The organism is Neorhizobium huautlense (assembly GCF_002968575.1).
Lineage (GTDB): Bacteria > Pseudomonadota > Alphaproteobacteria > Rhizobiales > Rhizobiaceae > Neorhizobium > Neorhizobium huautlense.
On sequence record NZ_PVBM01000009.1, the window covers coordinates 108,690 to 132,431 of the forward strand.

General features: G+C 61.9%; 22 protein-coding genes. 9 read left to right on the forward strand and 13 right to left on the reverse strand.

Features of this window, described 5'->3' with window-relative positions:
- Window positions 1–38: 38 nt before the first annotated feature.
- Window positions 39–1,094, reverse strand: coding sequence for an imelysin family protein (locus tag C5L12_RS12440; protein WP_105372360.1), 1,056 nt, complete (start codon window positions 1,092–1,094; stop codon window positions 39–41).
- A 341-nt stretch (window positions 1,095–1,435) separates the two neighbouring features.
- Between C5L12_RS12440 and C5L12_RS12445 the strand changes: the two genes are divergently transcribed.
- The 4 genes from C5L12_RS12445 (at window position 1,436) to C5L12_RS12460 (ending at window position 5,436) form a co-directional block, all read left to right on the forward strand.
- Window positions 1,436–2,464, forward strand: a complete 1,029-nt coding sequence (locus tag C5L12_RS12445; protein WP_105372361.1) for a LacI family DNA-binding transcriptional regulator — start codon at window positions 1,436–1,438, stop codon at window positions 2,462–2,464.
- Window positions 2,465–2,721: 257 nt separating this feature from the next.
- Window positions 2,722–3,621: a sugar phosphate isomerase/epimerase family protein gene (locus tag C5L12_RS12450; protein ID WP_105372362.1), complete on the forward strand. Its 900-nt coding sequence runs from the start codon at window positions 2,722–2,724 to the stop codon at window positions 3,619–3,621.
- A 10-nt stretch (window positions 3,622–3,631) separates the two neighbouring features.
- The gene (locus C5L12_RS12455; protein ID WP_105372363.1) at window positions 3,632–4,642 is read left to right on the forward strand and encodes a Gfo/Idh/MocA family protein; all 1,011 of its coding nucleotides are present in this window, start codon (window positions 3,632–3,634) and stop codon (window positions 4,640–4,642) included.
- An 8-nt stretch (window positions 4,643–4,650) separates the two neighbouring features.
- Window positions 4,651–5,436: a TIM barrel protein gene (locus C5L12_RS12460; RefSeq protein WP_105372364.1), complete on the forward strand. Its 786-nt coding sequence runs from the start codon at window positions 4,651–4,653 to the stop codon at window positions 5,434–5,436.
- A gap of 103 nt (window positions 5,437–5,539) precedes the next feature.
- On the opposite strand, the gene C5L12_RS12465 is transcribed toward C5L12_RS12460, so the two are convergent.
- The 5 genes from C5L12_RS12465 to C5L12_RS12485 form a co-directional block, all read right to left on the reverse strand.
- Window positions 5,540–5,977: a pseudoazurin gene (locus tag C5L12_RS12465; protein WP_105372365.1), complete on the reverse strand. Its 438-nt coding sequence runs from the start codon at window positions 5,975–5,977 to the stop codon at window positions 5,540–5,542.
- Window positions 5,978–6,052: 75 nt separating this feature from the next.
- Window positions 6,053–8,245: a PAS-domain containing protein gene (locus C5L12_RS12470; RefSeq protein ID WP_105372366.1), complete on the reverse strand. Its 2,193-nt coding sequence runs from the start codon at window positions 8,243–8,245 to the stop codon at window positions 6,053–6,055.
- Window positions 8,242–9,393 carry an FIST N-terminal domain-containing protein gene (locus C5L12_RS12475; protein WP_245422877.1) on the reverse strand — a complete coding sequence of 384 codons (1,152 nt, stop codon included), beginning with the start codon at window positions 9,391–9,393 and terminating at the stop codon, window positions 8,242–8,244. The genes C5L12_RS12470 and C5L12_RS12475 overlap by 4 nt, the downstream gene beginning before the upstream one ends.
- Window positions 9,394–9,488: 95 nt before the next feature.
- Window positions 9,489–10,175 (reverse strand): response regulator, encoded by a 687-nt coding sequence (locus tag C5L12_RS12480; protein ID WP_245422878.1) that lies wholly within the window; start codon window positions 10,173–10,175, stop codon window positions 9,489–9,491.
- A 111-nt stretch (window positions 10,176–10,286) separates the two neighbouring features.
- Window positions 10,287–12,053 carry a PQQ-dependent methanol/ethanol family dehydrogenase gene (locus C5L12_RS12485; RefSeq protein WP_105372369.1) on the reverse strand — a complete coding sequence of 589 codons (1,767 nt, stop codon included), beginning with the start codon at window positions 12,051–12,053 and terminating at the stop codon, window positions 10,287–10,289.
- Window positions 12,054–12,243: 190 nt separating this feature from the next.
- On the opposite strand from C5L12_RS12485, the gene C5L12_RS12490 reads away from it, so the two are divergent.
- The gene (locus C5L12_RS12490) at window positions 12,244–13,218 is read left to right on the forward strand and encodes an ABC transporter substrate-binding protein (protein WP_105372370.1); all 975 of its coding nucleotides are present in this window, start codon (window positions 12,244–12,246) and stop codon (window positions 13,216–13,218) included.
- Window positions 13,190–13,870, forward strand: coding sequence for an ABC transporter ATP-binding protein (locus C5L12_RS12495; RefSeq protein ID WP_105372371.1), 681 nt, complete (start codon window positions 13,190–13,192; stop codon window positions 13,868–13,870). The genes C5L12_RS12490 and C5L12_RS12495 overlap by 29 nt, the downstream gene beginning before the upstream one ends.
- Window positions 13,871–13,945: 75 nt before the next feature.
- Here C5L12_RS12495 and C5L12_RS12500 read toward each other — a convergent pair whose 3' ends face one another.
- The 5 genes from C5L12_RS12500 to C5L12_RS12520 are packed head-to-tail and all read right to left on the reverse strand — an operon-like array spanning window position 13,946 to window position 18,134.
- A complete protein-coding gene (locus C5L12_RS12500; protein ID WP_105372372.1) occupies window positions 13,946–14,788 on the reverse strand; it encodes an ABC transporter permease in 843 nt (280 codons plus the stop codon).
- Complete coding sequence (locus tag C5L12_RS12505) at window positions 14,785–15,498, reverse strand: ABC transporter ATP-binding protein (RefSeq protein ID WP_105372373.1); 714 nt, start codon at window positions 15,496–15,498, stop codon at window positions 14,785–14,787. The genes C5L12_RS12500 and C5L12_RS12505 overlap by 4 nt, the downstream gene beginning before the upstream one ends.
- A gap of 7 nt (window positions 15,499–15,505) precedes the next feature.
- Window positions 15,506–15,964 (reverse strand): cupredoxin domain-containing protein, encoded by a 459-nt coding sequence (locus C5L12_RS12510; RefSeq protein WP_105372434.1) that lies wholly within the window; start codon window positions 15,962–15,964, stop codon window positions 15,506–15,508.
- Window positions 15,965–15,982: 18 nt separating this feature from the next.
- Complete coding sequence (locus tag C5L12_RS12515) at window positions 15,983–16,948, reverse strand: YVTN family beta-propeller repeat protein (protein WP_105372374.1); 966 nt, start codon at window positions 16,946–16,948, stop codon at window positions 15,983–15,985.
- Between the two features lies 1 nt (window position 16,949).
- Window positions 16,950–18,134: an ABC transporter substrate-binding protein gene (locus C5L12_RS12520; protein ID WP_105372375.1), complete on the reverse strand. Its 1,185-nt coding sequence runs from the start codon at window positions 18,132–18,134 to the stop codon at window positions 16,950–16,952.
- Between the two features lie 149 nt (window positions 18,135–18,283).
- Between C5L12_RS12520 and pedF the strand changes: the two genes are divergently transcribed.
- A complete protein-coding gene (gene pedF / locus C5L12_RS12525) occupies window positions 18,284–18,970 on the forward strand; it encodes a cytochrome c-550 PedF (RefSeq protein ID WP_105372376.1) in 687 nt (228 codons plus the stop codon).
- A gap of 5 nt (window positions 18,971–18,975) precedes the next feature.
- Window positions 18,976–19,872, forward strand: coding sequence for a transporter substrate-binding domain-containing protein (locus tag C5L12_RS12530; protein ID WP_205839338.1), 897 nt, complete (start codon window positions 18,976–18,978; stop codon window positions 19,870–19,872).
- A 2-nt stretch (window positions 19,873–19,874) separates the two neighbouring features.
- On the opposite strand, the gene C5L12_RS12535 is transcribed toward C5L12_RS12530, so the two are convergent.
- Together C5L12_RS12535 and C5L12_RS12540 are read right to left on the reverse strand one after the other, a co-directional pair.
- Window positions 19,875–20,750, reverse strand: coding sequence for an FAD:protein FMN transferase (locus tag C5L12_RS12535; protein ID WP_105372377.1), 876 nt, complete (start codon window positions 20,748–20,750; stop codon window positions 19,875–19,877).
- Window positions 20,747–22,837 carry a 4Fe-4S binding protein gene (locus C5L12_RS12540; protein ID WP_105372378.1) on the reverse strand — a complete coding sequence of 697 codons (2,091 nt, stop codon included), beginning with the start codon at window positions 22,835–22,837 and terminating at the stop codon, window positions 20,747–20,749. Before C5L12_RS12540 ends, C5L12_RS12535 begins: the two co-directional genes overlap by 4 nt.
- Before the next feature lie 111 nt (window positions 22,838–22,948).
- On the opposite strand from C5L12_RS12540, the gene C5L12_RS12545 reads away from it, so the two are divergent.
- Window positions 22,949–23,716, forward strand: a complete 768-nt coding sequence (locus C5L12_RS12545; RefSeq protein ID WP_105372379.1) for an ABC transporter permease — start codon at window positions 22,949–22,951, stop codon at window positions 23,714–23,716.
- Window positions 23,717–23,742 lie beyond the last annotated feature (26 nt).

Sequence of the window (23,742 nt, forward strand, 5' to 3'; positions counted from 1 at the left end):
TAGTCGGCCCGTGGAGGCGGCCGCTCAGTGGAGAAACCTCAGCCGCGGATCCGAACACCGGCCTTGGCGGCCGCTTGAAGCACGAGGGCAACGATACGGTCTGCGATGTCCTGCGCGTCGTTGCCTAGTGCGTCCGCCTCCTCGACACCGAATTCCGCACCGGAAGCTTCCCTGGCATACGTGTCGTCCACGAGTGTGAGCAGTTCCTCAAAACCTGCCTTGATGCGGCTGTCGAGATCGGCATCGCCGGCGGCTACCACCGGAGAGAGCGCCTCGGCATACATCTTCCGGCAACCACCCATGATGCCCTGCACATCGGCGAGACGGCTTTGAGCGACAAAGGCGCCGATTTCGCCGGAAATGAACTGCGATTCCTTCCATTCGCCGAAATAGTCCCCAACGGTCGGAGTCATGACGACGACGGAGGTGAAGGCATCCTCGCGATTGGGTGTCCAGGCGCTCATGTCCGCTTCCAGCGCTTTTGCCCAGAAAGCCAGAGCTCTGGCGGCGCCAAGACCGAAATTGGCGTCGAAAAGAATCTCTCCTCGGGTGGTCTTGCCATCGCCGTTAAGGTCGGCGGAGAGTTTAATGCCGGCCTCGCTCATCCCCCAGAAGAGCGGCTCCGTGACACCGTGGAACAGGTTGCCCGGACGTTTGAGAACGGTACCGTCGGGAAGCTTCAAATCGTATTCGGCGACGTCCTCGCCTTCCGTTCCCGGATTGCCGGCGTCGAGGATGAGGTCGTATTTCGCGGTAGCCGGAATGCCGGCCACGATACCCTCGATGGTCTCGTAATGGTTCGAGGCTTCCAGCCAAAGGCTACGGATTGATGCGATCTGCTTTGCAAGCCGCGGGCCTTCGGAAGACCAGGCTGACGCGTAGTCGCCGCCATGTGCGGCTATCGTTCCAGCATAGTCGACAAGAGCAGCCTCCAGAAGTTCAGCCTGGGCGATCAGGCGACGATTGTGATCGAGCGTGAATTGCTTGACATTTGCGAGGCCCCGGCTCTCCGCGTCGTCCGCCGCGACGGCACCGCATGGCAGCAGCAGGGCGGACGTAAGCATCATGGCCAGGGCCGGCTTACTCATGTTCATGGCAAAATCCTTCGTCTGATCGCTTCGGAGATGAAATGGCGCTTGGCATCGTGCTGGCGTCTCGCGTGGAGATGTGAGGCGCCAGTTGCGAACGATTATCAATCGCGACACGGGCGCTCTTTGCGCCAGCGCAAATATTGACTTTGATAGTCATGTATTTTTTACGAAAATGTCGGGGATGCGGGAACGCTGTAGCGGCTGCGCTCCGGAGGCATGAGACAGGTCCGCGTGACCCGCTTGCTATGCTCGACAAACCATCGATTTGCTGATTGGTTTCCTTCAATCTTCATGACAGTTTATGTCAGCCTTGCGAAGAATTCCTATCCTTAGGGGTGGTATCAATGAAGCGTCCCACCATTGCCGATGTCGCATTAGCGGCCGGCGTCAGCGTTGCAACTGTCGATCGCGTTTTGAATGCCCGATTGCCGGTGCGGGAGGAAACATCAAGGAGGGTGTTCTCTGCTGCCGAGCAGATCGGATTTCACGGTACAAACATAATTCGGCAGCGAATGCTGGCAGATTTGCCTTCGTACGATCTCGGCTTTGTATTGCGCAAGGAGCGCCACGCGTTCTACCAAGCCTTCGCTGAGGAATTGCAGGCTGCCGCACATGCTGTCAAGGACCGACGCCTTCAGGTGCACGTCCGGTTTGCAAAGTCCGGCGAGCCCGGCGAGCTTTCAGACCTGTTGCTCGGCATGAAGGGCAAGGCGCAGGCTGTTGGTGCTACCGGCCCAGACCATTACGATGTCACCTCGGCAGTCAGCGCCCTCAAATCTCACGGGATTCCGACCTTCTCGCTGCTTTCCGACTTTGCGCAAGGCGTTCGAGAGGCCTATCTCGGCACGAACAACATGAAAGTGGGACGGACTGCAGCGTGGCTGTTGTCCAAGCTATCGCATTCACCGGGGAAACTGCTGCTCCTGCTGGGCGGCCACCGATTTCATGGGCACTCGCTCCGCGAGACCGGATTTCGCAGCTATATGCGGGAATACGCTCCGACGTTCGAGGTGCTGGATGCGCTCATCAACCTTGAAACACGGCGCCTGACCTACGAATTGCTGATGGACGCGATTTCTCGCCATGACGATCTAGTCGGTGTCTACTGCATCGGGGGCGGTATGGAGGGCGCAATCGAAGCTATGCGGGAAACCAACAAGAGCGAAAAGATCGGCTGCCTCGTCAATGAGCTGACGCCGCAATCACGACAGGCTCTGCTTGAACGGCGTATCTCAGGTGTATTCCAGACGCCGCTGCGTGAATTATGCGCCGACTTGATTGCCACCATGGTTCATACGATCGAACAAGGCATGGCGGAAACCCCAGGACAACGCTTCCTCCCCGCACAGCTTTGGGTTCCTGAAAGCCTTTGATGGTTTGATAGATTCTATCATACGTCATCCTGTTGTTTCTATCAGCGCTGATAGCCTGTGATCGTCAAGAGACGTTGACGACGGCCCTTCACTCGGAAAATGTTCTGTCCGGTGGTGGCGACAGGAGGCAGCTCCACCTGGATAACTCAAGTCCTGACCCGAACGATGATGATGAAGATCACCGATCCTCGTCAGTGAATTTCTGTTGTCCTAAACCGCCCTCAGGCTTCATTTCCAGCAAGGAGGCAAGGAGCATCATGCGTATCGCCCTCGACCCGTTCATGCATCGACATCTTAGCCTTGAGGAGCTGCCGCGGAAGGTGCGTGAGCTAGGCTACGAGTGGATCGAACTCAGCCCACGGTCCGACTTTCTCGAGTGGTTCAAGGCGCCGCGGGTTTTCCCGGAGCGGATCAAATCGTTCAAGAAGGCGCTGGCCGCCGAGAACGTGAAGATCGCCTCGCTCCTGCCCATGTACCGCTGGGCTTCGAACGATGAAACCGAGCGGCAGGCGGCCGTCAAGCACTGGAAGAGAGCGATCGAGATCGCCGTTGAGATGGAAGTCGACACGATGAATTCGGAGTTCGGCCGTGGCCCGCACCCGGACAAGGGGTCGTGTTACTGCTGCCATACCGGCTCGATGATCGAAGCCTGCGAGAACGCCTGGTGGCGCTCGATGGAAGAGCTCGTTCCGATCTTCGAGCGGGAAGGCATCAACCTGCATGTGGAGCCGCATCCGGAGGACTGGTGCGAAACGCTGCAGCCTGCCCTCGACATCATCCGCACGGTCAATTCGAAAAACGTCAAGTTCCTCTACTGCGCGCCGCATACCTTCTACTTCGGGGACGACACGAGGGCGATGCTGCGCGAGGCGAAGGACGTGTTGGCTCATGTGCATGTCGGCGACACGTTCAATCATAAGGCCTCTTCCGGTCTGCGCTACATTCTCAATCCGCCCGGCACCCAGGCGCGGGTGCACCAGCACCTCAACATCGGCCAGGGCGAGGTGCCGTGGGACGACTTTTTCGGGACGCTCGCCGAAATCGGCTTCGACGGCATCATGACCTCCTGCGTCTTCGCCTGGGAAGACAAGGCAGACCAGTCGGGTCGCTTCATGTGCGCCGAGATGAACAACTACATTCAAAAGTATCAAAAGTGAGGCTTTTCAAATGACTGTCGGAATTGGTGTCATCGGCACCGGCGCAATCGGGCGCGACCATGCCCGCCGGATCAATCAGGTTCTTGGGGGTGCGAAGATCGTCGCTCTGAGCGACCTGAATCTCGCCTCCGCCGAAGCGGTAAAAAGAGACATAGGGCCAGATGCCGTGGTTTTCCGCACCGGGGAAGAACTGATCGCGTCACACAATGTCGACGCCGTGCTAATCACATCCTGGGGTGCAACCCACGAGCAATACGTGCTTGCGGCGATTGCCGCCGGCAAGCCCTGCTTTTGCGAAAAACCTCTAGCAACGACCGCCGAGGGAGCAAAGCGCATCGTGGATGCGGAAACGGCTCATGGAAAGCGGCTGGTGCAGGTCGGTTTCATGCGCAGATACGACGCCGGTTATGTTGCGCTGAAACAGGCGGTCGACACCAAGATCGGTGCGCCGATCATGATTCATGCTGCCCACCGCAATCCGGCCGTTCCGGAACAATATGTAACGCCGATGGCAATCCATGACACGATGATCCATGAGATCGACGTGCTGCGCTGGCTGCTCGACGACGACTACGTTTCGGCAAGAGTGATCTTCCCCCGTTCAGCGGCACGCAGTCACGCGAAGCTCAGGGACCCCCAGATTGTCATCCTTGAGACGGCCAAGGGGACGATCATCGACGTCGAGATCTTCGTCAATTGCCACTATGGTTATGACATCCAGTGCGAAGTGGTGGGCGAAGACGGCATCGCCAGCCTGCCCGAACCGATGGCCATACAAACACGCCTTGGCGCCAAACTCCAAAACGATATTCTTACCGATTGGAAGGACCGTTTCATCGCCAGCTACGACGTCGAACTCCAGGATTTCATCAACGCGGCTGCCAACGGCACCGCTGCAGGCCCGAACTGCTGGGATGGCTATGTGGCCGCGATCACGTCGGATGCCTGTGTTCTTGCCCAGGAGGCCGAGGGACAGCCCGTCGCAATCAATCTGCCGCCGCGTCCGGCGCTCTACAACTGAGGTCTTCGATGCGTTTCGCCATCAATCACATCACCGCGCCCAAACTTTCGCTCGAGCAATTCTTCGCGACAGCCCGTAGTCTGGGCCTGAGAGAAGTCGAGATCCGCAACGATCTTCCCGATATCGTCGGGACGGTCAAACCCGAAGCAGTCAAGGCTGCCGCCGAAAAGTCAGGCGTGACGATCGTCTCGATCAACGCGCTCTACCCCTTCAACGTCTGGTCAGGCGATCTGCCGTCGAAGGCGGTGGCGCTTGCGAATTATGCGGCAGCGAGCGGAGCCAACGCGCTCGTCATGTGCCCGCTCAACGACGGCACCAAGGTGTCGTTCGACGATCTTGTCGCGGCGCTGAGGGCCATGAAGCCCATTCTTGAGGAGCGTGGACTGACGGGGCTTGTCGAGCCGCTTGGCTTTCCGGTTTCGTCGCTGCGGACCAAGAAGGAAGCAGTTCGCGCCATCGATGCGGCCGAGGGCGGCGCCGTCTACAAACTGGTGCACGACACCTTCCACCATCACCTTGCCGGTGAAACGGAGTTCTTCCCGGATCGGACCGGACTGGTGCACATTTCCGGCGTTGTGGATCCGGCTGTCGCTGTCGAAGATATGCTCGACGTGCATCGTGTGATGGTCGACGCTTCCGACCGGTTGGAGAATGTTCCGCAGATCAGGGCGCTCATCGCCGCAGGCTTCGACGGCCCCTACAGTTTCGAGCCTTTCGCCGAGGAAGTGCATGCGCTGGCCCATCCGGAAGCCGCCGTGCGCCAGAGCATTGGCTACGTTTCCAGCAAACTTTGAACCGATAACCGCTGCCCGTGCCCAGGCTCGGGCAGCGTGTAATGCAAGGCAATTGCGCGCCGCGCTCCAGGCTTCTTTATCCCCTCGCGCACAACAGGATTACCTACCTTGATGCCAGAGCTTCAAAAGCAGCGTTCATCCGTTCATCTGCTTTTTTAGGCAACTTCACCGCCTTTACCAGATCCAGATTGGCGGGCGGGTCTCCGACGCGGATGAGGGCGACCATGCCCATGCTGAAATGCGGAGAACATTTCACCCCGTAGTAGCCGGGTTCGCTGACCGTCAGCACGTATTCCTGGCTCACCTCGCTCTTGAAGGGCTGGACCCCTTCGGGGAGCATTCCCTTGATGGCCTCGACATTGTGGCTCTTGTCCGTCGGAACGAAGCGGATCGTATCGCCGGGGGCCGCGACGACGGCGGCCGGTTCGAAGACCATGTTGCCGCTTTCGCCCTTGTTCATCATCTTGACGGTGTGTTCGGCCGCATGGACCGCACCGGCCGCAAGGATCATCAGGGCAGATGCCGCCAATAGTTTCTTCATGTCCTTCCTCCTCCAATTCGGGTGGAAGGGATGTCCCATAGGGTGGTGCCTGCCGCAATGCGACCTTGGTGCCGATCAGCCGGCATGCAGCACGAAGGCCTCAAGCGCCTCGGCTGCGATCGGCTTGTACATGATTTCGATGCCGGCGGCGTCCGCGGCAAGACGTGTCTGTGGGGTGCGGTTGGCAGTGAGGATGCGGGTCGGGCGTTCGCCATATTCCGCATGTAGGGCTTGCACGGTTTCTATCCCGGTGAGCGTTCCGTCCAACTGCTGGTCGACCAGGTAGACATCGGGCACGATTCCGATCTCTTCCAGCAGAGAGAGCGCTTCTTCGCCGCTTGTCGCCTCAAGCACGCTCACTCCGCGCCGCTCCAGAAGCAGCGCGATGGCCCGGCGCAGGTCCAGATCGTTTTCAACCAGAAGCGCGATACGATCGCTGTTGTCGCCCGGTTCCTCCGGGATCGTCGGCGTCGCCTCCCGATAGGCAGGTTTCGCGTGATGCGCGACGACGGCCAGATCGACCGAGAAACAGGTGCCGCGTCCCGGCGCCGAGCGAAGCGCCAGCCGGTGATCGAGCAGGCCACAGGCCCTTTCCACGATCGCGAGGCCCAGGCCCATTCCCTCGGACGCCGAGGCCGAGCCCTGGATGCGATGAAATTCGCGGAAGATCGCTTGCTGCTGATCCGCAGCGATGCCAGGTCCGGTATCGTGGACTTCGATGCGCACATGACCTTTCGTCCGGCGAGGCCCGACGAGAACGCGACCGCTGCTCGTATAGCGGATGGCATTGCTGATCAGGTTCTGCAGGATGCGGCGCAGATAGGTCGGGTCGCTCGATACGGTCAGACTGCAGGGCAGGATGTCAAGTCTCAGCCCCTTTCGGGCGGCAATGGGAGCAAATTCGTCGGTAAGCTGTTTCAGCAGGACCGAAAGAGGAACCGGCCCGACGTCCACTGCAGCGCCGCCGGCCTCAAGTCGTGAGATGTCGAGCAAGGCTCCGAGTATCCCTTCCACGCTGACAAGCGCATTGTGCGCTTTTTCCAGGGTGCCGCGCATCGGCGTCGCTTCCGCATCGTCCCGTGCCGCCGCGACGAACAGTTTTGCGGCGGAAAGCGGCTGCAGCAGATCGTGGCTCGCCGCCGCGACAAAGCGGACACGGGCCGAATTGGCCCGCTCGGCCTCGGCGAGCGCCGCCGCCAAGTCTCCAGTGCGGGACGCCACGCGCGCTTCGAGCGTGGCATTGGCGCGGATCATGGCCTGTATCGCGTGACGCTCGCGCGTGACATCGGCGAACGACATGACAAATCCTCGCCCGGGCATCTCCTGCGCAAACACATCCAGTATGATTCCCGAGGAATGCTGGAGTTCGAAGGAAAGCGGCCCGCGCGGCAGCGTGCCATCAACCCAGCGAGCCAGGATGTCGGCGGGAAAGCCGTCGCCGAGGGTCGCGGTACGGGCGATGCGGTCAGCCAGCAATTTGAAGGGCGTTCCCCGCCGCAACAGCCGCAGGGGAATGTCTAGAAGCTGGGCGAACCGGCTGTTCCATCCAGCTAATCGGCGGTTGGCGTCGAAGATGCCCACGCCCTGGTTGATGTGCTCCAGCGTGGCGCGGATCATGCGCGCCTGATCGTCCAGCAGCTTGCCGCGTTCGGAACGTTCCATGCGAATGATGTCGGTGATGTCGGTCTGAAGGACGACCGTGCCGCCGTCCGCAGTGCGCTGTTCGCTGACTTGGAGCCAGCGGTCGCCGCTCAAGCCGACGTTGAAAACCTGCCGGGCCCGGTGCAACCGCATGCGTTCTGCCGCCCATGCATTCGGTGTTACGCCCTCGGGAAGAGCCAGGAGGGCTGAACGGCTGACGGCCTGGACATAATCGGCAAAGGCTATTCCGGGAGCGAGTTTCAGGCGCACGTCGCCAAGATCGCGGCAGAAGCGCGAGTTGCAAAGAACGAGCACCTCGGCGGAATCGAAAAGGGCAAAGCCTTCTTCGATCGCCTCGATCGCCTGCGAGAGATCGCGTCTTGCCCGCTCGGTGGCGCTGTTGGCGTCGTTGAGCTGCTTCAGCGTCGCTTCCAGGTCGCGCGTGCGTTGGCGGACCCGCTCCTCGAGTATGGCCGCACGGCGAAACTGCTCGAAGGCGGCTCCCCTGTCTCCGGAGCTCTGCTCGACATGGCGCATCAGGGCGTCCGCGATGTCGAGCATCTTTTCGAGATTGCGCGCCTCGCCATCTGCGGGATCGAGCAGACCATCGGAGATGCGTTTGTTCATGGGGCGCTTTCCGAGACGACCCTGCCGGGCGGATAGAAGGCGAGCCCGGTCATCGTGTGGTTGATATGCATGGGGCCGATCTGCTCGCCATAGGTCGAGAAGCCAATGACGCCATGTTCCCGCAACAGCGCTGAAACCTGCCCCGTCATTTGCTTTTCCTGAGCTTCGACACGCCGCAGAACGCAATCGAAAGCGAGAACGGCGACCGGATCGCCCGGTTTCTTGAGAGCTTGCAGTTCGCTTGCCAGGTGACCGACGAGATCCTGTGGCTCTGCGATCGTCAGAACCATGCCTTCATCGATTGCGGAAAAAAACAGAAGTTCTCCCGAGGGCAGGACGCGCTGAATCGCGCGGACATGGTGGCGTTCACCCATGCAGACGGTAAGGGGGTGGATTGCGAAGGTGAGTGTATTGACGCTCTCCGGCTGCATACCGATGAGGCGGGCATATTCGCGCACGGCGGGCTCGGCATTGATACGCCGCACGATACGGGCGGCCGGATCCGCCTCAGTCACCACCATCCGGCGTTCCGTCGGCTTGATATGATCCATCTTGAAAGCGCGCAGCGGACAGGCGCCACGCATGACGGATATCACGGCGGCGTTTGCAAGAAGCCGTTTGCCGTCGAAGACGAAGGTCTCGCGGAAGCACGCGCCATCGCCCGCCGATCCGCCAATCAGCGGCATTGCCCCTGTGCCCGCAGCAAGCGCCGAGGCCAGTTCGTCCTCTCGGGTCGAGAGGCCGTCGACCAGAAGCAAGGCGAATTCTTCCGGAAAGTGCCCGTGGTCACGAGCAAGCGTTTGGCGAAGATGAAGCAGCGCATCGGAAAGCTCGCTCGCCACAAGCTTCGAGAGATCCGGGACGAGCAGCGTCTCGGCGGCAAAATAGCGAGAATGGAACCCGACCGCCACGATGCTCGCCTCATCATAGCCCGCACCGGAAATCTCTCCGGCCGTAGTGCAGCCGGCGATCCGTGCGCCTGGCCAGGCTTGTGCCGCATCGGAAACGATGGCTGGCACATCGGCCTCGGGCGAGACGAAGATCAGGACGAGTGAAAACGGGCCAGGGCCAAGGCTTTCCGCCAGGCGCTCGACCGGACAGGTGTCGTGCGCTGAAACGAGCGCACGCGCGACGAACTGCTCATCCACGGGCGATGGCCTCCTCCGCCTTTCCCCCGTCATCAAGTTTAAAGCATCCGCCGAGACTATGCGCCAGCGCGAAGTTCAGCTTGGCCAGACTGTTTTCAGACGTCGCTTACCATCGTGCTGAAACTCGCCTCCTGCGCGAAGAGTACGGCTTGCATGCGCGTCTGTACGCCGAGCTTTCGCATGATGGCGGTGATATGCGCCTTCACCGTGGTTTCGGCGATGGAAAGCTCATAGGCGATGTGCTTGTTCATCCGGCCGGCGCAGACGAGCTGCAGGATACGCGCCTGCTGGCGCGTCAGCAGTGCCAGCCGCTTCACCGCTTCTTCGGACGGCGTCGGCGCCGAGGCTTCGAGTGCCATTCGGCTCGCGTGGATTTCACCTCGCGCGATGACGGCGAAGGCCTCGCGGAACTCTTCGCGCGAGGCATGCTTCGGTACGAAGGCGTTCACGCCGGCTTTCAGCGCGGCCCGCACCACCCGGATCTCATCGAGCGACGAGACCACGACGATCGGCGTTTCCGACACGGCGCGGCGAAGGCGCACCACCCCATCGAGCCCGTTGACATCGGGCAGGTTGAGGTCGAGCACCACGACGTCAGGCAAGGGCCCTGTTTCCAATCGGGTGAGCGCCGCCTCCAAAGTGCCGACGGCCTCGACGTCGGGAATGCCGACCGGGCCTGTCAGGGTCATCGCCAGCGCATCGCAGAACAGCGGGTGATCGTCGACGATCAGCGCCGATTTCAGCGTGCGCACGGGTTTCTCGAGTACTGGAACTGGCATCATGCGAAATTCCCGAAAGGGCTGGCGATAGCTTAACATGGATTTGGTCCGTCTTCATCGGCCTTGTCCGGCCCGGGTGAAAAGGATGAAGCCGGGCGTTTCCGCCCGGCTCCTTCAGTTCAGCGATGCGAGCTGTTTGGGCAGACGGAAGGTCCAGATCATGCCACCCTGATTGAGGTAGTTGACCTTCTTGGCCACTTCGCCGCCCCAGAGCGGCACAGCTCCGCCCCAGCCCGAAATCACCGAGACATATTGCTCGCCGTCCTGTTCCCAGGTGACCGGCTGTCCGACGATCCCGGAACCGGTCTGGAATTTCCAGAGCTCCTCGCCGGTCTGGTTGTCGAGAGCGATGAAATCGCCTTCAGGCGTTCCGAAGAAAACGAGACCGCCGGCGGTAGCCATCGCTCCACCCCAGAGCGGAGCGCCGTTTTTATACTCCCACTTGATCTCGCCGGTGTTGGGATCGATCGCCTTCAGGCTGCCGATATGGTCTTCGAAGAGCGGCTTGATGGTAAAGCCGGCACCGAGGTAGGCGGCACCCTTCTTGTAGCTGATCGGCTCGTTCCAGATGTCCATGCCCCATTCGTTCGAGGGAACATAGAACAGGCCGGTCTTCGGGCTGTAGGCCATCGGCATCCAGTTTTTGCCGCCGAGGAACGAGGGAACGGCGAAGACCTGCTGGCCCTTCGAGCCATTGGCCGCCGCTGCGGCATCGCCTGGGCGGTTGTCCTCGTTGTAGATCGGACGGCCCGTTTTATCGATACCCTTCGCCCAGGTGATGTTCTTCACGAAAGGATGGGCGGAGACGAATTTGCCGTCTTCACGGTTCAGCACATAGAAGAAACCGTTGCGGTCGGCCGTCGCAAAGCGCTTTTTGCCGTCCTTGTCGACGAAAGGCACAACCTCATTGACGCCGTCGAAGTCCCAGCCCTCACGCGGCGTGGTCTGGAAGTGCCACTTGATCTCGCCGTTCTGCGGATCGATCCCGAGACGGGAGGCGGCATAAAGGTTGTCGCCCTTGTTGCCCTCCACGGGTTTGCCGGCGTTGCGAAGATGGCTGTTCCACGGAGCGGGGTTGCCGGCGCCGAAGACGAGCGTTTTCGTGTCTTCGTCATAGGAGCCGCCGAGCCAGGTCGCCCCGCCCCCGGTCTTCCACAAGTCGCCAGGCCAGGTCGCATTGAGCGTCCCGGTCATCGTGCTTTCCTTGCCCTTGAAGGTTCCCATGTGGCCTTCGATCACCGGCCGGGTCCAGACAAGTTCGCCGGTCTCCGCATTGCGCGCCTGTACTTCGCCGACAACGCCGAATTCGCCGCCGGAATTGCCCGTGACGACGAGGCCGTTCACGATCAGCGGCGCGGCGGTATAGCTGTAACCTTCCTTGTAGTCTGCAATCTTCTTGTTCCAGACGACATCGCCGGTCTTGCGGTTCAATGCCACGAGACGAGCATCGAGCGTGCCGAAATAGATGTTGTCGCCGAAGATCGCCGCGCCGCGGTTGACTACGTCGCAACAGGGCAGAATGCCTTCCGGAAGGCGCGCATCATATTGCCAGACTTCCTTGCCGGTCTTGATGTTGATGGCATAGAGGCGGCTGTAGGAGCCAGTGATGTACATGATGCCGTCGTAGACGATCGGCTGGCTTTCCTGGCCGCGCTGCTTTTCGCCGCCGAGCGAGAATGCCCAGGCCGGCACCAGGTTCTTGACGTTCTTGGTGTTCAGCGTTTCCATCGGCGAAAAGCGCTGCAAGCCGCGCCCCATGCCATTGGTCAAGACGTCGCCGACGGTTTCGGCGTCCTTTGCAAGATCCTCTTCTGTTACGCCGGCCTGCACGGCACTTGCGCAGGCGATGGCCGCAACCGCGGCCAGAACGAAACTCCTCATGACATCCTCCCTCCATGCCCACAAAGGATGCGGGCTCCACAGCGCGGATCATCTGCCTACTCGCCAAAGCGATGAATTGGACCTTGGTCGTAATGTCGGTGTTCCCGGCCCCAATCGCCCCCCCCAATAGGTCGTATATCGAGGGGAATGGGCGGAGGCTACCATTCGCCTAGTCAAGGGGAGGAGAGCCATGACATTCCTGAAATCACTTGCCGGCGCCGCAGTCGCCGCGCTTCTTTCCAGCATGCCGGCATTTGCCGAAACGCCCGTGGTGAGGGCGGCACTTCAGCTTTCGGGCACCGTGAACTGGGAAGCCGCCACCATCCGTCACTACGGTTTCGACAAGGCGAACGGGTTCTCGATGGAAGTCACCGATATCGCCGGCGCCCCCGCGGCCCAGATCGCGCTCATCGGCGGCGAGGTGGACATGATTGTTTCCGACTGGCTCTGGGTGGCGCGCGAGCGGGCCGCCGGCCGCGATTTTGTCTTCATTCCCTATTCGCGCGCCGTTGGCGGGCTGATGGTGCCGGCTGACAGCCAGGCCAAGAGCCTTGCCGACCTGAAAGGGCAGAAGATTGGCGTCGCCGGCGGCCCGGTCGACAAAAGCTGGCTCATCCTGCGCGCCTATGCGCAGAAAGTGGAGCACTTCGACCTTGCCGGCACCACCGAGCAGGTCTTCGGTGCTCCGCCGCTCGTCTACAAGGCGGCGCTCGACGGCGAGGTGCAGGGCGCCCTGAACTTCTGGAATTTCGGCGCCCGGATGCAGGCGGCGGGCATGCGCACGCTGCTTGGGGTAAATGAGGCCGCCGTGGCTCTCGGCCTCGATCCCGAAACGCCGCTCGTCGGTTATGTGGTGCGTGGCGAGGTCCTGAAGGCTCATCCCAAACTCGGCGAGGCGATTGCGGCCGCCTCACGCCAGGCAAAAGAGAAGCTTGCTACCGATCCGGCGGCATGGGACCGCATCCGGCCAATGATGCGGGCGGAGACCGATGCGGAGTTCGAGGCCCTGAAAGCCGGATTTCTGGCGGGTACGCCGAAGCAGGGCGCGGTCGACGAACGGGCTGCGGCGCGGATGCTGGCGCTGATGACCGAACTTGGTGGCACCGATCTGGTCGGTGATCTGAAAGAGCTGCCCGATGGCGTCTTCCACCATCCCGGCAGCTGAGCCCGTCCTCAGGCTCGATCTTCAAGGCGGCGGGCCGGGCGGTGTGCTCGGCCCGATCACGCTTTCGCTGGTGCCGGGGGAAACGGTGGCGCTGACGGGACCGTCCGGCATCGGCAAGACATCGTTGCTGCGTATTATCGCCGGCCTCGACCGTGGCTTTACCGGACGTCGTCGGGTGACGGCGCGGCTGGCCATGGTCTTTCAGGAGCCTGTCCTTCTGCCATGGCGTACGGCCATTGAAAATCTCAAGGTCGTCGCCCGGATTTCCCATGAGGAAGCCGGGCGCTGGCTGGAGGATGTGGGGTTGGCGGGACTGGGAGATCGCTTCCCGGGCATGCTTTCCCTCGGGCAGCAGCGGCGGTTGTCGCTGGCGCGAGCCTTTGCCTGCGCACCGGACCTGCTGCTGATGGACGAACCCTTTGTCAGCCTCGATCCGTCGCTTGCCTCGGAGATGATGGGCCTGCTCGAACGTCTGATCGCCGACCGTCCCTGTGCAACGCTTCTGGTCACCCATGTGCGCGCGGAGGTCGAGCGGCTTGCCGGACGCATTCTCCGGATGGAGGGTCGCCCGGCACGGATCGTCGAGGAGAATCAGAAGGCCGGGGCGTGTTTTCGGCTGTCGGCGGCCAGCGGGACGATGTCGAGATCGTAGTCGCCGCCCCGCAATGTCGGGCGGCGACGAGGCGCAGACACTTCTCCTCCAAGGCGGTGTCGAGCGCTCAGCGCGTCATGCCTTTCGCGCGGTCATCCCGCGTGCAGGATCGTAGCCCCAGACGGCGACAAGGCCAAATACGACGAAGGCGGCGAGCGTGACGGCAAGCGCCGTTGCATTGCCCTTGGCATAGAGGGCAAAGCGGATGAGTTCGACGGCATGGGTGAAGGGGTTGAGCGCGCAGAGGTCTCTCAGCCGGGGAGAAGCCTCGGCCATCTTCCATAGCGGGTAAAGGGCGGACGAGAGGAAGAACATCGGGAAGATGACGAAGTTCATCACGCCGGCGAAGTTCTCCAACTGTCGGATGAAGGAGGAGAGCAGCAGACCGAGCGCGCCAAGCATCATCGTGGCGGCTGCCATCGCCGGGGCTGCCAACAGATAGCCGAGCCAGGGAAAGCGGATGCCGTAGAGTGCCGCGATCGCCAGGAAAGCATAGGCCTGCAGCACGGCGATCAGGCTGCCGGCCAAAAGCCGGCAGCCAAGCAGCCACCAGCGGGGCAAAGGTGCCGTCAGCAACAGCCGCATCGATCCCATCTCCCGGTCATAGACGAGGCTGAGGGACGACTGCATGCCGCTGAACAACAAGATCATCCCGACCAGTCCCGGCACGATATAGATCTCGTAGGTTATGTAGGTCTGGTAGGGCGGCGTGATCGACAGCCCGAGCGCGGCCCGAAAGCCGGCAGCGAAGACGAAGAGCCAGACGAGTGGCCTCACGAGCGACGCGATCAGCCGCCCCCGCTGACTAAGGAACCGCAGCGTCTCCCGGTGAACGATCGCCCGCAATGCAATGAAGGGATGCGGCTTGAGGAAGCCGACGGTTTCAGACCCCGCCACAGGAAACGCCTCGACCGTCATGCCTGATCTCCTGTAAGCGCGAGGAAGCGTTGGTTCAGATCGTCGCCGCCGATGTCGCCAGCCTCGCCGTCCGCCAGCACTCGGCCGCGATGGAGGATGACGAGGCGGTCCTGAGCTCGTACCTCATCCACGAGATGGGTTGACCAGAGCACCGTCAGCCCCTCTGCCGCAAGATCGTGCACGTGCTGCGTGATGGCGGCGCGCGAGGCTGCATCGAGCCCGACCGTCGGCTCATCGAGCAGCAGCACCTTCGGTCGGTGAACGAGTGCACGGGCGATCTCCATGCGCCGGCGATGACCTCCATTGAGTTTCGCGGCTTTCTCTCCCGCACGCTCCGCCATGCCGAGCCTATCGAGTGCCGCCATGGCTCGGGTTTCCGCCTCCCGCCCGGAAAGTCCGTGAAGGGCCGCGAAATAGAGCAGATTGCGCTTGACGCTCAGGTCAAGATCAAGCGTCGAGGCCTGGAACACGACCCCCATACGAGCGAGTGCCGCGCTTGGCTCGCGATTCATGTCATGACCGGCGATGACGATGCGGCCTGCTCGTGGCGCAAAAAGCCGCGTGAGCACGCCGAACAGCGTCGATTTTCCCGCTCCATTCGGCCCAAGCAGAGCACAGAAGCGGCCAGGTTCAACGGAAAAGGACAAGCCATCAAGCGCGCGCCGGGCGCCCCAGTCGTGGCTGATGTCTTCCACTGTCAAGCCGCTCATGTCCTGCTCATTCAATGGTGATCGAGACCTGTTGCGTATCGCCCTTGCTGCCGGGCACCTTGAGATGGTAGCTGCCCGGTTTGATGGCGACAAAACTGATTTCCGCCTCGCCTCCCTCGTCGAATTCAATGGAATCGACTCCGAGCGGCCGGATCTCGATGCCCTCGATGACGATCTCGTTGATCCAGATGGCGCGGAAGAAGCCGGCTCCCTCGAGCGCCAGCTCCTGGCTGCCGTCCGCCTTGATTTCCAGCGTGTAATATCTGCCGGACTTCAGCCTCAGGGGACCCTTGGCAACCGGCTGGCCTGCCGAGAGCGTAAGCTTCGGCAGCGCTTCGCGATTGGATTTTGAAAGGATGCCGGCAAGACCCATGCCTGCCTTGCCCTTGTTGTCGTCATCGTCGTCCGCCAGCGCTGCGAAGGGCATGGCGGCAAGCGCCAGGGCTGCCAGAATTGCGTTCTTCATCATGTCCTCTCTCGATCGTTATGGCCGGGCAGCCGCGCCCCAGGGGAAGCGCCCAACCTTGATGGATTTCACAGGCTCCAGCGACGCGATGTCGATGATGGTCACATCGCCGGAGACACCGTTGGTGGAGAAAAGCTGCTTGTGGTCGGGCGAGAAAGCGAGATGCCAAACCCGGCGCCCGACAAGGACATAGGTCCTTACCTTGAACGTATCGGCATCGATCACTGCCACGTGATTGGCGGGGCCCAGCGCCACGAAGGCGGTTTTGCCGTCCGGGGTGAATTCGAAACCCACGGGCTGGACAAGGTCGGCTTTGATGCCCGTAATCTCAAAGCGGATCTTGGCCTTCTCGGCCTGTGTTGCGACGTCAAAGACGGTGATCGTGCCGCCGATTTCCGACGAGACCCACAGTTCTGCTCCACCCTTGGCGAACTCGGCATGACGCGGACGGGCATCGACAAGCGTGTTGGCAAAGATCTTCTTGGTTTCGGTGTCGATCCAATGCGCCATATTGGTCGTTTCCGATGTGGTGATGACGATCTTGCCGTCCGGCGAAACGGCCATGCCCTCCGGCTCGATGCCAACATTGACCTGGGCCACCACCTGCCTGGTCTCGACGTCGACGACCGTCGTCACCGCGTCATCCTCATTGGCGATCCACAGATGCCTGTCGTCGGGCGCGAGTACAAATTGCTCCGGGTCCTCGCCGGAGGGCAGATCGTGCAGGATCTTTCCGGTGGCGGGATCCATCACCTGAACCGTATCGCTGTCGGATGCACAGATATAGACGCGGCTGCGGTCGGAATTGAAGGTGATTCCACGTGGCCTTTCGCCGGTTGGGATGGTGCGTACGACTTCCAGGCGCACCGTATCGATGACGGAAATGGTATCGTCCTTTTCGTTCGTTACCCAGATCTCCCCCGCGCCCGCCTGAAGAGGCATGGCGACCAGCAGAGGTGCAATCAGCAGAGCCGGAAATCTCATCTCATCCCTCAAAGGCGGTGCAGGCGCTTTCGGGCCGGTCGAGGCCCAGCGTGTCCATTTCGTTGGTCTGGTGCAGGTAGCCGTCGAGCGGTGCGAGTTCGACCAGCGCCCGGGCATTAACGACGGCCATCGGCTGGCGGAGTTGGCCGTCCCAGTCGCGATAACTGAGGCTGCGGCCCTTGAAGCCGTCGAGGGCGAATTTGGCCGACAGGATGAACTCGCGCAGAACGACCGGATCGCCGGAATTGGTCCGGGTGACAGCCTCGCCGATGGTGCGAACCGCCGCCCAGGCGGCATAGTCGCGCGAGCCCATTTCACGGCCCGCTGCCTTTTCGAAGCGGTTCTGGAGTTGCACTGCGGCCCATTGCTCAAGCACCGGCGCCCATCCTTCGCCACGCAGGCCCTCCGAACCGGCGACCGGACGTGGCAGCCATGTGTTGTCCTGCACGTAGCGCCCGAAATCATCGGCCTCGTCGGCAATCAACAGGACGTCGTGATCGGGAAAGTCCTGGGTGAACAGCGGAATCTCGCGACCTGCGGCGCGCCGCAAGTCGGTGTTGAAGGTCCAGTCTTTCTCGACAAGGATGTCGATGCCGAATTTCTGCGCCGAGGTGCGCAAAGTGTCGGCAAAGGTCCGGTCCTCGGGTTTCGGACCGACGATCAGCACCGTGCGGACCCAGCGCCGCGCTTTCAGCGCCTGCATCAGCGCATCGGTGCGCATCGCGTCTTCCGCCATGGTGTGAAACACGTTCATGCGGCAATCCACGTGGCGAAGCCGCTTTGCGCCGGAGGAAACGTTGAAGAGAAGGGCACCTTTGGCTTCGGCCAGGTCGGCCACCGCCAGAATGCCTTCCGGCGGCGCGTCGAGAAACAGGATTTTCGACGAGGTAAGCGCCTTGCGGGCCGCCGCGAGGAAATCGCCGCCGGGCTCGACCGAGACGAGTGCGAGGCTGTAGTCGTGACCCATGAAGCGGCCGGTCGTTTTCGTGTCGGCCAGCGCGACCTCCGCCCCTGCAATGCCTCGGTCTTTCGGAATGGGATCGAGATTGGAAAGGACCGGCGGCGGCTGGATTTCCTGCCTCATGTAAATCATGGGTACTGCGATTTCGGCCGTGGCAGAGGAAGCCCAGCAGAAGATCGCGGCCGCGAGCCACAAACCTTTCCGATCCCTGAAGCTTTCCGCCATCTCGCATCCTCCCTGCATCAGAATGGCGGCATGCGGGGATGCCCGAAATACGACCTTGGTGTCATGGGATGTCGCGACCTAGGTCGCATATCGCGCCGCACCCGCGCTGCCTTACAAAATGCCGAGTTGGAAATGCGAGGGAGGACCGCATGACGGCCAATAGCATTCGCGGCGGGATCGCCGCTTTCATCCTCATGGCGACGACCGGTCTGGTCATCGCCCACGGCGATGTCGCGCCGCAGCCGGTCAACACGGACGCGTTGCCGGAGGTGGGCGAGGAGTGGCTGACCGAAAACCCCTATCGCGAGGCAAAAGCCGGCCACGAGGTGTGGCTGAAGGCGGTCGAGATCGGGGCATCCGGCTTCAACCAGAATTGTGCACGCTGTCATGGACTCGGCGCGGTTTCTGGCGGCCTTGCGCCCGATCTGCGCCTCCTCGAAGCAGAGGAATACGGTGACGAATGGTTCATCGAGCGCTTCCGTCACGGCTACACCCAGGATGGCACGACCAAGATGCCGGCCTTTGGCGATATCCTTGGCCAGAAGGCGGCCTGGGCCATCCGCACCTATGTGGAGACCCGCCCAGAGGATGGGGCGTTGGATCCCCATGCAAAGCGCCTCCACGAAATCCGTGACGAGCTTGGCAGTGGCAAGGTCGCCGATACCGCGGCGCTCAAGAAGGAACTAGAGACGATCGCCACCGACGTGAAGACGGCCTCCGGAGCGCCGGTCGCCGACAGTGTCACCTACGAGGCGGCGCGTATCCTCTCCGACAAGCCTGAAAGCTGGAAGAAGGCCGCGGAGGTGCTGACGGTCGGCCTTTCGGCCACCCAGTAGCCGCCATGATGCGCTGCGCCTTTTTGGCCCTGGCAATCGGCGTCGCCCTTCCGGGCGGCGCCCTTGCCCGCTGCGAGGGCTATGTGCCTCAGGCCAAGCCGCAGAACACATTCGCACAGGATGTCGGCCGCGAATTCGACCGGATCATAGAAGAGGGCTGGATCGAGTTCGCAGTCTATGCGGACTATGCGCCCTGGTCCTACGAGGAGAAGGGGAAGGCGGCCGGCGTGGACGTCGATGTCGGACGGTTGATCGCAAAGGCCTTAGGGGTGGAAGCAAAATTCCGTCTCGTTACGGCAGGGGAAAATCTTGAAGCCGACCTGATGAATTATGTCTGGAAGGGTGCAGCCATCGGCGGTCGCGTCAGCGATGTCATGCTGCATGTGCCTTATGACAGCGAGCTTGTCTGCCGCATCGAGCAGGTGACCTTTACCGGACAATATGCGACCGAAAACATAGCAATCGCCTATCGAGGCACCGATTACGAGGAGAAGGCGCCGACCCCGCCCTTCTTCCGGTTCGATCCGGTTGCCGTCGAAAACGACTCGATCGCCGATTTTTATCTCACGTCGCTGATTGGCCCCGCAGGCAAGATCAACCGATATCGGTCTACCGCGGCCGCCATGGATGGACTCGCTGCAGGAGATACCAAGGCGGCGATGGGACCGCGCGCCGAACTGGAGGCGGGGCTTACCCGTCATCCGGATGGCGAGCTGAAGGTGCATTCGCCCCCACTCGTGGGTTTTGCGCGAGGGAACTGGACGATAGGCATCGGCGTGAACTTCCAGCACAAGGATCTCGCCTACGCAGTCGATGATGCTATCGATAAGGCACTCGCTGACGGGCAGATCAGCCGCATCTTTAGCCAATATGGCCTGACCTTCACACCGCCGCAGCGTTAGCGTCAGAAGGTGGAGACGTCGCCGGCGGCATCCACCGCCGTCACGCGCATCAACCCGCCGATCCGGCCAAGCGTTGTGCGGATTTCATCGGCGGTCATCAGGCAGAAGGCCGTCGAGAAACCGTCTGCCATCGCGGCATCTTCCGTTTCCACCGAGATCGTCGACCAGCAGGGCCGCTCGCCATGGGGACCGAAGATATGAAAGACATTGCCGAGCCTCATGGCGGCTGGACTTGAGGTTGCGATGGCGGTGCCTGTGAGCCGGCGTATGGCGACCTGGCCCAAAACGGGATCCTCGATGGAGACGCTGAACGGTCCGCCGAGAGCGGCAAACTCTCCCATCTCCACAAGGGCCTGTGCGTAACCTGCCTTCCCCAGGAGATGACGCACCCGGTCGGCGGCGTAACCCTGGGCGATGCCGTTGAATGTCACTGCCTGCCCTTTGCCCAACCGAATGGACGGATCGAAGCGCACCCGTTCCCAGCCTATCGTGGCACGCGCCTGCGCGATGTCCCGGCCCTCGGCGAGAGCGCGCCAGAGCGGCTGGACCGTCGGGTCGAACCGTCCGCCCGTTGCCTGGTGGACGTGATCGGCAAGACGGAGAAGATCGAAAAGTGCCTGGGGCGCGCTATCGAGATGGCCGATGGCGTTCAATCGGCTGAGGGCAGAATCCGGCTTGAACAGGCTTGCTGCCGCCTCGACCTCGGCAATCGTCGTGCCGATCATGTCTGCGACATGCCGGGAAAGACCGCGAGGGCCGCGCAGATCCACGCGCACCGTACCGCCGAGCATGTCTGCCTGCCAAGTCGTCACCTCTGCGCGCGCAGGGCCGGGGAAGGCAACGGCTGCGGCGATGAACAGGAAGCGGCGGCGGTTCATGCCGGGATCCCCACCCTGGTCACCGGATTGGCCGCGCGCTTTCGATGCGCCAGCACCCGCGGCACGCATTGCGTCGCATCGTCATGGATGGTCACGCAATCGAGGCATTGAAAACATTCGGAATAGGCAACGCGTCCGGTCTTTCGGATCGCGCCGTATGGGCAGCGCACGTGGCAGAGTTGGCAAGGAGAACCGCATTCCAGGCGGCGGGGTATCCAGTTCCGCGTGCGAAGCAGCCCGCCGAGAGCCATGATCGCGCCAAGGGGGCAGATATAGCGACAGAAACCCTTGAAGGTCACTGCGGCGAGAAATAGCCAGAAAGCGGCATAGGCGACATAGTACCATTCGCGGTGGAAAAAGGTTGTGACCGCCGTCTTGAAGGGCTCGATCTCCGCTGCGGTTTCGGCCTTTTCGGGCGCGAAGAAGGTGACCGCGACCAGACCTGCCAGCGAGAGCCATGGACCGGCCTTTAATCGTCTGTCCCAGATCGGCGAGGGGTTCCATTGCGGCAACCGAAGCAAGCGACCGGCATGATGGGCGAATTCCTGCATTGCGCCGAACGGACAGAGCCAGCCGCAGAAGAGGCCGCGTCCCCATAGCACAAATCCAAGAATGGCAGCGCCCCAGACCATGAGCGAAAAGGGATCGTAGAGCAGAACCGCCAGGTTACCGCCGCCGCTTATCGCCCGGAGAGCGGCGAGCGGCGTGACGATCGACAATTGGCCTTGGCCCCACCAGCCGACGAACCCCACAACAACTGCCAGAAGAGCAAGCCGCGCCGGACGCAGCACCGTCGGTGCGGCGAGTTGGTGCATGCCGGGGCCGACTGCGCCGAACACGCCCGCAAGCAGAATGCCAAGCGCCGCGAGGTCCCATTCCCGGTCTACGATTGCCGCCTGCCAGGGTGGTCGCACGCTGGATGTTTCCGGCCGGACGAAAAAGGCGGGATCAGCCTTGAGAGTGATCGGGAACTGGGCCGAACCCATCTCCGGCTTCAGCATGCCATGGGCGCGCACGGCTTGGGCGGAGAGTATCCAGTCCCGCGTCGGGTCGAAGCCGAGGCGGCGGTCGATCCTCAGGATCATGGTCGTGCCCTGTGGCACGCCCGGCCTGGTTTCGACCGTCATGTCGGCGTCACGTAGGGCAACAGGCAGACCATCCTGGGCAGCCGCAAGCCGGTCGGGCGCCGTGTTGCGCACGAAATCCGCCGAAACGAGGCCATGGCGGCCGGCGTCGATGACCAACACGGGCTCGTCGTCCGGGCTCACGCGCAGCAGGCGTTGAAGATCGGCAAAACTTTCCCTGGTCAAAACGGCCCGGGCAATTGCGGGAGGGCCGATATCCACCACCCAAAGATCAAGGAAGAGCCCCTCCGGATCAGTGGCTGCCTCCGGGTCATCATCCGCCCATTTCGTGCCCGCGAAGGCCTCATCGAGCTTGGCATTCGTCACCTTGAGATGTCGAGCCAAGCCTCGTTCGACGAGCGTCGTCCATTCGAGTTTCTCATCGACCGACGGATCGGGATGCACGGGCGGGCCACTTGTCACGCCCTGCATCTTCTCCCGCGCGACCGCGAGCGTTGCGGCCAGGATCGTTTCATGGGCGATGCGGACGGAAGCCGTGGCTTTGGTTACCCCATCGAGATAGACGAGACTGGAGCCGCCCCCGGCCTCGCCATAGGGTGTGCCGACGACGAGCGCCTCCCGGATCGAGTGCCCGCGATATTGTTCGAGAAAAGCGCGCAACGGTGCTTCCCCAAGGCCGGATACGAAGATTGGCTCGTTGTGGGCGATGAGCCGCACATCGAGGAACCGGCCCTCCCTGTCGATCAGCACCAGCATGTTGATCGGAGCTCCGGAAAACCCGGGAAGGGGAGCGAGCGGACCGGTCTCGAAGGCATAGCCTGCCTGCGCTCCGCCGGAATTCAGCAGTGTCCAGACGCCGTTTTCATTCAGCTGCTCGCCAAGCGCGTAAGGCGGTACGATCAGGTTTGCGAGCGCCTCACGGCTGAGCGGCGCACCGGCCGCGCGGCCGGAGAAAAGCATGCAGAAAACAAAAAAGCTCAGTAGGGCCAGGCGTCTTCCCATGCGCAATCCTCCCAGCCAGATTTCTATGCAGCGCGCGAGAGGTCGCCATACGACCAAGGTCGCGGATCGGACATGCGGTTCGGCCGCTATAGTTGGTTCGGGAGAATTCAGATGTCGCAGAAGAGCCTCGAAGACCGGTTGCAAGGGGGCGTGTTCCTTCTTTCCCTCAGCCTGTTCGGGCTATTCTGGGCCGTCCTCGCCGCCTTGAAAGCGGACCCGACCGTCCTTCCCGGGCCGGTCGACGTCGCGCAGGTATTTTGGTCGGAGGCCGCGGCCGGTCGATTGCCGAGAGAACTGTTCGCGACACTTCTGCGCGTCATCGTCTCATTCGGACTTGCCATGGCGGCGGGTTGCCTGCTCGGTTTCCTGCTCGGGCGCCACCGGATTCTCAACCGCTGGGCTGATCCTTGGGTGACGATCTTCATGAACCTGCCGGCGCTGGTGTTGATCGTGCTCTGTTACCTTTGGATCGGGCTCAACGAGCTTGCGGCGATCGTCGCGGTGACGCTCAACAAGACGGCGATGGTCATGGTCACCATCCGCCAAGGCGTACGGTCCTTCGATCCGGCGCTCGATGATCTGGCATTGGTGGCCCGGCTTTCGCGCGGGGAGCGTCTTCGGCACCTGGTCCTGCCGCAACTGGCACCCTGGCTGGCAGTGGCCGCACGCAACGGCATTGCTATCATCTGGAAGATCGTGCTCGTCGTCGAATTTCTTGGCCGGTCCAATGGGGTCGGTTTCCGTATCCACCTGTATTTCCAGCAGTTCCAGACCGCCCACGTACTCGTCTACTCACTTTCGTTCGTCGCTGTCATGCTGGTCGCCGAGCACGGAATCATCCAGCGCTGGGAGGCACGGGCGGCGAGCTGGAAACGTTGAACTTCGTTGACCATTGCCGGCCATGG